At 38.7% G+C, this 11,240-nt stretch carries 13 protein-coding genes; 7 read left to right on the forward strand and 6 right to left on the reverse strand.

Translation table 11 applies throughout. The features are described 5' to 3' along the window. The first annotated feature begins 272 nt into the window (after window positions 1-272). A complete protein-coding gene (locus FFR48_RS20150; RefSeq protein WP_201277654.1) occupies window positions 273-851 on the forward strand; it encodes a Uma2 family endonuclease in 579 nt (192 codons plus the stop codon). Window positions 852-902: 51 nt separating this feature from the next. Here the strand turns inward: FFR48_RS20150 and FFR48_RS20155 are convergent, their stop codons facing one another. Beyond that, window positions 903-1,472 (reverse strand): DUF3611 family protein, encoded by a 570-nt coding sequence (locus tag FFR48_RS20155; protein WP_137668608.1) that lies wholly within the window; start codon window positions 1,470-1,472, stop codon window positions 903-905. Between the two features lie 184 nt (window positions 1,473-1,656). Here FFR48_RS20155 and FFR48_RS20160 point away from each other — a divergent pair, with 184 nt between their 5' ends. Beyond that, on the forward strand, window positions 1,657-2,187 hold the full coding sequence (locus FFR48_RS20160; protein WP_137668609.1) for a cofactor assembly of complex C subunit B: 531 nt from the start codon (window positions 1,657-1,659) through the stop codon (window positions 2,185-2,187). 411 nt (window positions 2,188-2,598) lie between these two features. Here the strand turns inward: FFR48_RS20160 and FFR48_RS20165 are convergent, their stop codons facing one another. Further along, the gene (locus FFR48_RS20165; RefSeq protein WP_096572014.1) at window positions 2,599-2,919 is read right to left on the reverse strand and encodes a DUF3155 domain-containing protein; all 321 of its coding nucleotides are present in this window, start codon (window positions 2,917-2,919) and stop codon (window positions 2,599-2,601) included. A 407-nt stretch (window positions 2,920-3,326) separates the two neighbouring features. On the opposite strand from FFR48_RS20165, the gene FFR48_RS20170 reads away from it, so the two are divergent. Next, window positions 3,327-4,700, forward strand: coding sequence for a GAF domain-containing sensor histidine kinase (locus FFR48_RS20170; protein WP_137668610.1), 1,374 nt, complete (start codon window positions 3,327-3,329; stop codon window positions 4,698-4,700). Between the two features lie 159 nt (window positions 4,701-4,859). Here the strand turns inward: FFR48_RS20170 and FFR48_RS20175 are convergent, their stop codons facing one another. Then, a complete protein-coding gene (locus FFR48_RS20175) occupies window positions 4,860-6,101 on the reverse strand; it encodes an S-layer homology domain-containing protein (protein WP_137668611.1) in 1,242 nt (413 codons plus the stop codon). A 285-nt stretch (window positions 6,102-6,386) separates the two neighbouring features. On the opposite strand from FFR48_RS20175, the gene FFR48_RS30190 reads away from it, so the two are divergent. Beyond that, complete coding sequence (locus FFR48_RS30190; RefSeq protein WP_255427166.1) at window positions 6,387-6,512, forward strand: hypothetical protein; 126 nt, start codon at window positions 6,387-6,389, stop codon at window positions 6,510-6,512. Between the two features lie 7 nt (window positions 6,513-6,519). Here the strand turns inward: FFR48_RS30190 and FFR48_RS20180 are convergent, their stop codons facing one another. Further along, the gene (locus tag FFR48_RS20180; RefSeq protein ID WP_137668612.1) at window positions 6,520-7,191 is read right to left on the reverse strand and encodes a conjugal transfer protein TrbI; all 672 of its coding nucleotides are present in this window, start codon (window positions 7,189-7,191) and stop codon (window positions 6,520-6,522) included. Window positions 7,192-7,333: 142 nt separating this feature from the next. Between FFR48_RS20180 and FFR48_RS20185 the strand changes: the two genes are divergently transcribed. From FFR48_RS20185 to FFR48_RS20195, 3 genes are read left to right on the forward strand one after another with little or no spacing between them, the layout of a single operon-like run. Continuing rightward, complete coding sequence (locus FFR48_RS20185) at window positions 7,334-7,711, forward strand: hypothetical protein (protein WP_137668613.1); 378 nt, start codon at window positions 7,334-7,336, stop codon at window positions 7,709-7,711. 58 nt (window positions 7,712-7,769) lie between these two features. Further along, window positions 7,770-7,964: a hypothetical protein gene (locus FFR48_RS20190; protein ID WP_137668614.1), complete on the forward strand. Its 195-nt coding sequence runs from the start codon at window positions 7,770-7,772 to the stop codon at window positions 7,962-7,964. After that, window positions 7,957-8,199: a hypothetical protein gene (locus FFR48_RS20195; protein ID WP_137668615.1), complete on the forward strand. Its 243-nt coding sequence runs from the start codon at window positions 7,957-7,959 to the stop codon at window positions 8,197-8,199. The genes FFR48_RS20190 and FFR48_RS20195 overlap by 8 nt, the downstream gene beginning before the upstream one ends. A gap of 205 nt (window positions 8,200-8,404) precedes the next feature. Here FFR48_RS20195 and FFR48_RS20200 read toward each other — a convergent pair whose 3' ends face one another. Further along, entirely contained in the window at window positions 8,405-10,036 is a 1,632-nt protein-coding gene (locus FFR48_RS20200; protein ID WP_137668616.1) for an iron uptake porin, read from the reverse strand. 144 nt (window positions 10,037-10,180) lie between these two features. Further along, complete coding sequence (locus FFR48_RS20205) at window positions 10,181-10,783, reverse strand: Crp/Fnr family transcriptional regulator (protein ID WP_096572008.1); 603 nt, start codon at window positions 10,781-10,783, stop codon at window positions 10,181-10,183. Window positions 10,784-11,240 lie beyond the last annotated feature (457 nt).

Genomic DNA, 11,240 nt, shown 5'->3' on the forward strand with positions numbered 1-11,240 from the left:
GCGACTGTTCGAGTTCTGTCATGGAGATTGTTGTGGTGATCCTTGCTACGAAGCGGTCTTTTCTGACCAAGGTTGGGACGGTCTACCACTTCCTCTAACATACCTCTAAGATACAAGGTTGGGTTGAGGTACGAAACCCAACATTTAGAGGAACGAAACCCAAAATTAATAAGATATTGATAAGATTTTGTTGGGTTGCGCTATCACTTAACCCAACCTACAAAATATGATAAACTAAAATCAAAATCAAAATCAAGAGGTTTTCAGCAATGATGACATCTGAACCAGTAATTTTAAATATCAAAAATGTCGGTTTAAGTGATGAACAATTTTTTAATCTCTGTCAAATTAATGAAGATTGGAAACTGGAAGAAACAGCTAAAGGAGAGTTAATTATTATGCCTCCAGTGGGTGCAATTAGTGGTAATAGAGAATCAGAATTTAATGCTGATGTTGCAATTTGGAATCGTCAAACTAAGCTAGGAAAAGTATTTAGTTCTTCCACTATTTTCACTTTACCTAATGGTGGTAAACGTTCTCCTGATGTCGCTTGGGTAGCTAATGAACGTTGGGATGCTTTAAGCATTGAAGAACAAGAAAAATTCCCTAAAATTTGTCCTGATTTTGTCATAGAATTACGTTCTCGTACCGATTCTTTAACTCAATTACAGGAAAAAATGCGAGAATACCTGAATAGTGGTTTACGTTTAGGTTGGTTAATTGATCCCCAAAATCAACAAGTAGAAATTTATCGTCAAAATCAACCTGTAGAAATTCTATCCTTACCGACAACTTTATCAGGAGAAGATGTTTTACCAGGATTTATTTTAGAAGTACCTAATTTTCCATGATTAATAATAGCATTTATCCCAATCACCAATCACCAATCACCCATTACCAACCTACTTTGTAATCCGATTCAATAAAAATAGTGAAGCTATAAGTCCTGAAAAATGCGCTGATACAGTATTTATATTTGCCTGTACTACAAGCATATCTAAACCGCTAATAATCCGAGTGGGGTCAAATAATTGCGTTGTTACTGCTTGTGGCGAAATTGACCTAGCAACCAGTGTACCTACAATCGCTTGCGCTCCTAACAGTGTGACTAAAATTCCACCTAAATTTACCCATAACCCTAATCTTAATACTTGCACACTTTCCAGCTTACGAGGACGGTTACTAGGATTTGAGGATTCTAATTGTTTGCCAATTGTTGTATACCTATAGGCTAAGTAAATACCCGCACCTAAAACAATTAGTCCACAAACTGCTAAAAACACACCAAAGCTTGTTCCGGGATTATTACTAGGGCTTCCTGGTCTTTGACTAAAAAAGGCAAATAATATCACTATTATACCAGAAATTACCCCTAAAACTAATTGTATCCAAAAACTAATCCAACCTGCTAGGCGAAACATTTGGGCGATCGCTCTAATATTAGAGGATGGGGTTTCAAAATTTTGTGTCATAAATCTAAATATTAAATATATTCGGTAATAGGTAATAGGTAATAGGTAATAGGTAATGGGTAATGGGTAATTAAATAATTATTCTCAGTCACCAATCACCAATCACCTATCACTCATCACTGCTTCCCTTAACTTCCAGAATAATTGATAATGTATATGTCAGATCAAAAAGTCAAAATTAATTATGGGTAATACTATTGTGCAATCTACTTTCCTACTCACTTTACTTTTATCAGTAGGCTTATTTTTCTTTATTCGTGCTTCTACAAAAGACCGCACCGAACAAGCGCAGTTAACTTCTGAGCAAGATGAAGCTACTTTGATGAACCAACTCAAGGAGTATTTTCGCTCCCGTTCCTACCGTGTAACATCTATAGAGAAAGAAAGGAATCAGGTTAATTTTGAAGGATTTGTTAGACCTAGCTGGTTTTTAGCTATATTCTTAACTATTTTAGCCGCAGTTGGTTTTGCTTGCCTCTCTTTGGTTTTATCTCAGCTTTTTTCTAGTCACAGTCCATTTTTCTTGGTTTTAGTCCTGCTGTCACCATTAAGTGGTATATTTTATTGGCGCAAAGCAGGAAGACTTGAGAAAGTGTCACTCAAAATGGAGTCTACCCCAAATGAACAACACTCCTCAAGTATAATTACTGTCATCGCCCATCGTGATGAACTCGCTGAGTTACAAAAGGCATTACAGTTAAAAATGGTTGACTAAACTTGATTTGTTAGTCCAGGCTTGATAATCGCATCCTGATGATGAATTGCTAACTTCTGACAGACTTTTGAGGAAAGAGAACAGTAGGGAGGAAACACACCAAATCTTATATGGGTAGTTTTGCTTTTAGATACATTTAGCAATTAAAGCTCATTATATCTAAGCAAAACATATTCTTGTGTGCTTGATTTTGTTGCTACTCCCTCCTGTATGATTATCTTAGATATAAAACCATGCAATCTAAAACTGCACAGGGTTTGACAATCTAAATTGAATTAGCGCTACTGACAGTTCAGCTACAAACTTAAAAAAAATTGAATTTTTGCATAAACTGATCAATTTTGCCAGTTAATTAATGCCACAGTCAGAAGTAAGAATTAGGATTCAATGCGTAAGAGATAATTTTAGAACTTAGCGACTTGCCACAGCCACTAATTCTTGTTGACTAGCTGGAGTTTCCAACACTCTCAGACTAGGAAATAGAAAATGATTCTCTTCTACGTATTGAGCGCCAAACAGACCTTTTTCCGCCCAGAAATAACGGTCTGTAGTGTGTTCGTTGCGTTTTACAAGTAGCAAGGCAGGAGGCAAGATACCTTCAGCTTGAATGAATTTTCTCGCTGCTGTCACAGGTTTATCTTCGCCACTTTCTATGCTGTACTGAGGTACGTGTTCTAGAATCCGTCGTCCTTCCTGACGACGACGACTTTTCCGTTTGCGTCTCCTTGCCAACCTATTGTCCTCCTCTTTCAAGCTATAAGTTTGTAGTCATAGCTACAAAACCCGTCGTAATTATATAAGTTATAACTGAAAAAATCAATGGTTTTTAACCTTTTGATACAACTAAAGTCATCTGTTAGCAATTTAGAAAAATTATCAGTAGCAAAGTATCGTGTACATTACAGTATAAATCACTAGAAATTCGGAAATGTATCAAGTTTTTTGGTCTTAGGGAATAGGGAACAGGGAACAGAGAATAAATTGCTGTGTAATTCATTAGACTGGAAAACGCTATAAAATATTTAGTACAGCAGAAGGCAGGGGAGGTAGGGGGAGCAGGGGAAGATTAATAACCCAATCCCCAATCCCCAGTTACCTGCTATCAGCCGCTAGTCCATAATCCTGAGTAAGAACTAAAAATGTTAATTTCTGCTAGTTCTGATTTTATTGCTCTATGCAAAGAGCAAATATCTCTGTTAACCCAAGGACTGGGAGCGTCTTTGAGTGTTGTCTATTTAACTCAAGAATTAGTAGACACTCCCACAGGTGAGGCGCAATTAATTCCAGTGGTGGTTTACCCAGAGACAGTAAGATTAAAACAAGCCGAGGATCTGGTTCAGGGTCAAGACAACAAGCAAATAAAATTTAGTAAAATTTTGGCATTACCAGACCAGCGGGGAAAGTTATTGACAGCAGGTTCAGTTTCTGATCCTCCATCCCCGGAGTCAGAAAATACAAATACACCCCTACCAAATTTAGAAGATGAATATATATTCAGTGGTAATCAAATTGTGTTACCTCTGATTTATGAAAGTGTGATGATGGGGTTATTGGTGACAGGAAGAGAAGATCGACCTTGGAATGAATCGGAAGAAAGGGAAATTCAACGCATAGCTAAAACCCTAGCGATCGCCTGTATTTTAGATCAGCGTCAAGTTTGGTTACAACAACAATTACATCAACAACAACTTCTGCAAGAACAACAACGGGATTTATTGGATAATCTTTTACACCAGTTTCGCAACCCTTTAACAGCTATTCGCACCTTTGGGAAACTGCTGTTTAAAAGATTGCGGCCAGCAGATCCTAACCGAGATGTAGCCACCAGTATAGTTAGGGAAAGCGATCGCCTCCAAGAATTATTACAACAATTTGATCAAGTTATAGACTTAACAGATACAGATTTAACCCCCATTCCCCTGCCAGAGTCTAAACTGCCAGAATCCAAAATTGTTGTTGAGGCATCTGTACAGAAACCAGCTAACCCACCCCTATTACTGCCAGGAACAGGAGAAAATATTATTGATTGTCACTTACAAGATTTATTAGTACCATTATTAATATCGGCTCAAGCTATTGCCCAAGAAAGAAATCTAGAATTAATAGCAGATATCCCTGAAAATGTACCATTAGTAAAAGCTAATATCAAAGCATTCAGAGAAGTATTGAGTAATATTATTGATAATGCCTTGAAATATACCCCTGCTGGCGGGAAAATTTGGATTCAAACCGGACTGCAAAAAGCTAATTTTCAAGGTTTAGCTATTAGTGATACAGGTCCTGGTATTCCTCCAGAAGACTTAAAGCATTTAGGAGAAAGACATTATCGCGGTGTACAAGCACAAACAGAAATTCCTGGAACCGGTTTAGGAATTGCGATCGCCAAACAATTAATCGCACAAATGCAAGGAGAAATCGAAGTTTTCAGCCCTGCATTAAATTCAAATATTACTTCCCCAAAACATCCAGGAACTACCTTTATTATTTGGTTGCCGGAAGTAGGTGATAGCTAACTGGGGACTGGGGACTGGGGACTGGGGACTGGGGACTGGGTAATCAATTTTATTTTTCCCAATCACCAATCACCAATTACCAATTACCAATTACCAATCACCAATCACCAATTACCAATTACCAATTACCAATCACCAATCACCCATCACCCATCACCACTATTGCACAGAAATTAATAGATTTTGATTAATTGTCATTTCTAAATCTGTGTTAGGTTCAATGGCAATTAAATCCACACTATTTCTACCAAAGAAAAGACCAATCAGCGCCCCAATACCAGCACCTCCGAGAACTTCTTCTGTAGCCACGGCGCGATCGCCTGTCACCGCAGATACTGCTGCTGCTGCTCCTGCTCCCAATATAGTATTTCTGATAATTGAACTGGTGCTAGTGCCTTTCCTCACAGTTTCCACTTTGGTAATCACATCAGAACTAGCACTCACATTATATTCTTGCCCTGTGGTTAAAACTAATTTTTGTGCTACAAATTGAGAACCACCTTGAGCCGGTCTAAGTTCACCTATCACCTGACTCCCCGCAGGAATCACTACTCTACCATCTTGAGTAATTACACTTTGTGATGTGGTTAAAGTTAAAGGTGCAGTTTCATCTTTAGTTACTAGAATTTTTTCAGCCCGTTCATACTTGACAGGAATCACTGTTCCTTGGGGAATGGTAACAGTTGTAACTGGTGGTGGTGTGGTTTGCAGAGCTACAATATAAGGTGAGTTAATAGTCGCAGCCTGATTAGCACTCACTAAAGCTTGGTAAATGAAAGCCGCTACTTGCGCTCTGCTTGCAGTTACACCAGGATTGAGAAATCTCACATTAGGATAGTTGACGACAATACTTCTTTCAGTGGCCGCAGCAATGGGAGTACGAGCATAGCCAGAAATACTTCCAGAATCATTGAATAATTGTAGAGTGCTTTCCACATTACCAGTAGCAGCATATTCTAAACCATTAGCCAAAGAAACTAAAACTTGTTCACGGGGAATAGCTTGGTTAGGTCTAAAAACATTGCCAGGATATCCTGATAAGAAACCAATAGAGTAAGCTTGTCTAATGGCGTTATATGCCCAATAATTACTAGGCACATCATTAAAATTGATAGGTTGCCGTTGTGCAGACTTGCTAAAAGCTTTATTAATCATGGCTGCAAACTGCGCCCGTGTCACCGGTTCTTCTGGACGAAATGTACCATCAGGAAATCCCGCAATTACACCCCGTTGTGATAACTGTTGAATAAATTGTGATGCCCAATAATTAGATGAAACATCAGAAAAACCAGTTTGTGCTAAGGTTGGTGCAGATGTTATTAAAGGTGTTACACTGCCAACTGTGACACTCAAAGCCATGAATAAGGCTGTTTTTGATTGCAAGCGATTTAAAGTAAACATTGATTTTACTCCTGTAAAAATTATAAGAAGGAACAAGGAACAGGTAACTTTTAACAGGGGATAGGAAAAACATGAAAAGTCTTTTGCTATCTGACTTTGATAATCACTGTTTGTCCTAACCTACCTAGTAACTGCTTTATTTGTTTTTTTTGTTATCTACTCTGTTAACTACTTAGACAATTTTCACCTTAAACTGTTCCCAGTTGTTTCTTGAATTTGTAAATAGTTTTACTTTTAGGTTTACTGTCATTGATAGAAATACGAATTTAGTAACAGCAGTGAATTATGACTTTAGTCATCTACTTTAGTCATCTATTAAATATTGTTTTTAACATAAAATCAAGCGATCGCACACAATATTTGCAATGGCGATCGCTTTTTCAGCATCATAAAACTCACGACTGCAATTAAGTTAAGTCTAGTTACGAGATAGTACCAAATTAGACAAAAGTGTGATATCTAAATCCTCTTCCGTCCGCAAAACGAAAACATCAGCCTGTTTCTTCCGCAACAGCACACTTGCTAAAGCACCCGCAGCAGCACCACCAATAGGTTCTAAAGTTTCAATTTTCTTGTTACCTGTCAGTAGTGAAATCACAGTAGCTGCACCAGCACCAATAGCAGCATCAGTTAAAACCTGTCCAGTATCAGTTCCTTTGGAGATTTTTTCAGTTTCGGTGATAGTGCGAGAATTAGCATTAATCTGTAACCGTCTCCCAGTGGCAAATACTAATTCTCTAGCTACAAAGCGTACACCTTTTTTATTGTTACTGTTAGGCAGGTTCACCGGTTGTAACTCCCCTACCACCTCAGTATTAGCCGGAATCAACACATTTCTGTTACTGTCGATAATATCATTAGCTATTCTCAGCGTTAAAGGTAATCTTTCTCCAGGATTTACAATTACTTTCTCTTTTTCATAAGTCACAGGTAAGGTGACATTTGCCGGAATGGTAATGGTTCGGGGTTGGTTAATATTGAATTGTGCTTGAGCAGGAGCAAAGGTAAATAAAGGGGTGACAGCACCTGTAGTAATCGCTATTGTCATCAGTGCCGCAGTTCCAGACTGCCAACTCATAAGACTTCTCATATATGATATTTCCAATGATATGGATAGATTTGATGACGTGGGTTGACCCGGATAGTTTCTTCTATTATCAGTTATCCGTTAGCAGTTGACTGTGTTTTTCAAGGTGAGACTCAGTTTCCCAGTTACCAAGAGGACAAAAAAGATGAGTAAGTACATTATTTTTAAAGCTGAGGATGCAAGCTCTCAACAGTGGGAACAAATGCTATTAACTCACACAGGTGCTTGTACTGATATACTTGCAGAACATTACGATGGTTCCAAAAAACCAATTCCCCAACCAGGATACAGACTAAGAGATTTTCACACAGTTGAAAAATTTATTGATCCTCAATTTCCAGGTGCGAGTACCCATAGCAGGGTAGGTGATTGGGAAGTGACAAGAGTTGAGGAATATGTACCTAATTTACCTGTGGGTGGGTTTGAATCAGTAGTGATTTGTTATTGCCACTACTCCCCTGTGGTTACTCCACTAGAACCATTACCCAGACTTCAATTTGCACAAGAATTACAGCAAGTTTAGACAGCAAATATACAACTACTGATTCCCAAAATAAACAAAACAGCCCACAAAAATCAGCATGACAGATGAGATCAAACGTTCCAAAGGCAAGTTTGACTACCTAGCAGAAACTAGGGATTGGTCAGCAGCATCAACGGAGGAGCGTTGTATAAAACTTGCTAGAAGCAAAGGTAAGCGATTAGTCGAGATTATCAACACAGAAGATGAACCCCTGCCAATAATCTGTATTTTTGAGGATTACCCAAATGAGTGAAACAGCTACTCAAGTGCCTATAAATACTATTGTTCCTATGCTGAATGCAATTAGCGATCGCAACTGGCAACAATTCAAAATTTTAGAAGCTGATTTTGTTAGTCAGTATGGGGTAGAAGTATGGGAAGAAGTATTTAATTTCCGTCTCAAACCAGCATTAGATCAAGATTCTGACCGTTGGTTGTTGGTTCAAAAATGCAGCCAGGGTATTAAATCAGTAAAAACAGTGACTTAGTTGAGGCGATCACCTACCTACGGCTAGTTACCAAAGGTAAGTCCTATGGGTAATTTGGTAACAGGTGAGAAAATCCTAGTTTTAATCCTGTTCATCCTTTAATCCTGGAAATCCTGATTCTGACAATTTCCCAAACAAAAACCCGCCCTGAGGCGGGTTAAAATTTGTAGGTTTAATCAAACGCCTACATCACAACTAACTCAACTTAGAAGCTGAAGGTAGTACGCAAAGTACCTACATAAATGGTGTCATTCTTATCGTTGTGTTCAGGATTGAAGATCACCAACAAACCAGGAGTAATCAGAATGTTATCGGAAACCTTCATCTTATACAAACCTTCTAAATGGTAAGAAGTGCTGGCTTCTTTAGTAATACCACCACTACCACCAGTAACTTTAGGTGGTTGACCAAAGACTAAACCAAGAGTGTTACCTTCTCTACCAAAGTCTTTCCAGCCCAGGGTAGTACCCCAGTAAAACATATCTGCATCTCTGTTGGTGTTGCCAGTAAGAGCATTAGCTGTGGTGTAACCAACCCAACCACCCAGTGTTACCTTAGCACTGGGGTTGAAGCTCAGTTGTAACCCGTAGTTGTCCGCCTCAGTTCTAGTATCACCACCAAAAGGACGATTAGCAAAGGTACTGCCTGTGCTGCCGAAGAGATTGACAGCGTCAGACCCAGCACCACCTCGTTGGTAAGTGCGAGCATAGGCTAAACCAACGTTGAAAGCTTGATTGGGTCTGAATGCTAACTGACCGAAAATAGTGTTGCTACCATCAAACAAGCCTCTACCATCAGCTGGATTGGCAGCATTATTTCTACCTGTAGCAAAATAAGCTGCACTTAAATTCAATGGTCCTTGAGGATTAACGTTAACAGTGATACCTGTACCATCACCTGCTTGGCGATAGATAGGGCTGAAACGTCCGTAACGGGATAGCGCACCTGAACCACTGCTTGCAAAGTCAGGGTTGAAAACGTTAACGTTTTCGTTCAACTCACCACCAACAGCGTCAATCCTGACACGGATTTTTTCGCTCAGGTTGAAAGCGTAGTTGAGTTTGTCAATAGTAACACTGTTGCCACCGCCACTTTCATAACCCAGTTGGGTCATGGGAGTACCTGTGACAGCAGTATTTAATGATGTAAAGTTACCTGCATTCAACCGGGTTTGCAACATATCCCTACCGGTAAAGCTGCTTTGCAAGCTTAACCGCACCCGGTTGGAGAAAGTTATGTTGCTGTCTAAATTAGGATTGTCATTGGGGTTGTTGTTTTGATCAGCTTGTTTATCCCCAAAAGCCTGAGACACACTGAAAATCGCTTCCCCTCTCAGCTTGGTAGTAGTAGAAAACTGATTAGCTTCTAACTCAGCAGTACGAGCTTCTAAAGCATCTACACGACCACGCAGAGTTGCTAGTTCAGCAGAAAACTCTTCTTGTAATCGTTGCAAGGTAGCTAAATCTTCCTTGCTTACCATGTCAGCGGTAGCAGTAGCAATCAATTCGTTAACTCGGTCTAAGCAAGCATTCAAACCTGCTGCAAATTCATACCGACTCAAACCACGATTACCGCGGAAAGTACCATTAGGATAACCTGCAACACAACCGTAACGCTCAACTAATGACTGCAAAGATTGAAACGCCCAGTCAGTGGGTTGCACGTCGGAAAATTGAGAAACGGATGTTACTTGACCGATGCTATTAGCTTCTTGAGATAACTGTGCAACACTGGTTGCTTGTTGATTGACTTCGTTTGCTAAAGCACTATTAGCAGACAGCAAGGTAGCTGCAATAACTGGACTAACTTTTAGAACATTCCAAAATAGTTTTGTCATGTTTTTACTCTCACTCACACCTAAGGAATTTTGATGATTATGATAAAATACCCGAAGTTTTCAGGGCATTTACACATAAAATTCTTTGTATTCACTATATATTATTTATGGTATCCAGCACAAGTCCCAAATTAATATTTTAAGTTAATTTTTGGAAGAAATACTGGTTAATTGGGTCTGTAAATTCAGCACAACACTGCGTCTATGACGTGATATTTTTCCTTCTTCCTCAAATTTCTGCAATAGTCGTGTAACTGTGACTCTCGTTGTGTTCAACACCTCTGATATCTCTTGATGTGTAAGATTTAAATCAATCAACTTACCCTGTTCTATATCCCGACCAAATTTTTCACTCAACCACACCAAAAATTTCCACAACTTTAGAGAAGTTGGCTTACGATGTAATATGCTTAAAAGTTCCTCTGTTTGCTGAATGTAGTGCAACAATGCCTTTATCTCTTCATGCCAAAGATGGGGCGGTATCAAAGTCGCTTCTACACTGGTCAAACACTCAATATGGTAGGGGTTGACTTTTGACAAAGGATAGCCAACTATATCTCCTAAACTCCAATAACCCAAGGTGATATATGTTCCATCTTCATTCCAAGTCAAGGTGCGAACTAACCCTCGATCAATACGCCACAATACATCATTGCTGACTGGAATTATTGACCGACGAGTAAATATTTGTTGGTTTAAATGTTTGTTTTTAGGGTAGATGAGGGTTTCAGTTGTGGAAAACATCATTTTTAGTTAGATGGGTATAATAGGTATAAATTTAAATAACGTAAGTTGCTAGTTCTGCAAGAAAGGCTCTCAAATCAAAGTAAGAAGGATACGTAGACAGCAAAAAAGCAGGGAACACCATTATAATTCATTCTTTCTCCTGACTCCTGACTCCTATTCCTAACTAGCAACTTGGGTTAATAGATTTTAGATGGAAGATATTTTTACGCTATCTTGCATTGACTGTAATATTAAAAGTTTAAGAATAGGTAAGCTTTTAGTGAAATGTATGTTATTTAGGGTTTGCTGAATAAATATGAAAACTTTACAGGTAAAAAGCAAGATATATCAAGGGTTAGTAGCTAGTTACTGTTTTCTTAACCAATACTAACAAATACTCACATTTACTGAAAATTTCCTGTCATCTTTTGCTTTGTGACAGAATTACAGTAAAATCACTGTATGCTACTAGGATTCA

Source organism: Sphaerospermopsis reniformis, from assembly GCF_005402885.1.
Taxonomy (GTDB): Bacteria; Cyanobacteriota; Cyanobacteriia; order Cyanobacteriales; family Nostocaceae; genus Sphaerospermopsis; species Sphaerospermopsis kisseleviana.

What these genes read in the sequence shown, in the direction of transcription:
- FFR48_RS20205 (WP_096572008.1), bottom strand. Translation starts at nt 10,783, where the DNA reads ATGATGTTTTCCACAACTGAAACCCTCATCTACCCTAAAAACAAACAT.
- FFR48_RS30190 (WP_255427166.1), top strand. Translation starts at nt 6,387, where the DNA reads ATGACTTTAGTCATCTACTTTAGTCATCTATTAAATATTGTTTTTAAC.
- FFR48_RS20155 (WP_137668608.1), bottom strand. Translation starts at nt 1,472, where the DNA reads ATGACACAAAATTTTGAAACCCCATCCTCTAATATTAGAGCGATCGCC.
- FFR48_RS20150 (WP_201277654.1), top strand. Translation starts at nt 273, where the DNA reads ATGACATCTGAACCAGTAATTTTAAATATCAAAAATGTCGGTTTAAGT.
- FFR48_RS20200 (WP_137668616.1), bottom strand. Translation starts at nt 10,036, where the DNA reads ATGACAAAACTATTTTGGAATGTTCTAAAAGTTAGTCCAGTTATTGCA.
- FFR48_RS20180 (WP_137668612.1), bottom strand. Translation starts at nt 7,191, where the DNA reads ATGAGAAGTCTTATGAGTTGGCAGTCTGGAACTGCGGCACTGATGACA.
- FFR48_RS20190 (WP_137668614.1), top strand. Translation starts at nt 7,770, where the DNA reads ATGACAGATGAGATCAAACGTTCCAAAGGCAAGTTTGACTACCTAGCA.
- FFR48_RS20195 (WP_137668615.1), top strand. Translation starts at nt 7,957, where the DNA reads ATGAGTGAAACAGCTACTCAAGTGCCTATAAATACTATTGTTCCTATG.
- FFR48_RS20185 (WP_137668613.1), top strand. Translation starts at nt 7,334, where the DNA reads ATGAGTAAGTACATTATTTTTAAAGCTGAGGATGCAAGCTCTCAACAG.
- FFR48_RS20175 (WP_137668611.1), bottom strand. Translation starts at nt 6,101, where the DNA reads ATGTTTACTTTAAATCGCTTGCAATCAAAAACAGCCTTATTCATGGCT.
- FFR48_RS20170 (WP_137668610.1), top strand. Translation starts at nt 3,327, where the DNA reads ATGTTAATTTCTGCTAGTTCTGATTTTATTGCTCTATGCAAAGAGCAA.
- FFR48_RS20160 (WP_137668609.1), top strand. Translation starts at nt 1,657, where the DNA reads ATGGGTAATACTATTGTGCAATCTACTTTCCTACTCACTTTACTTTTA.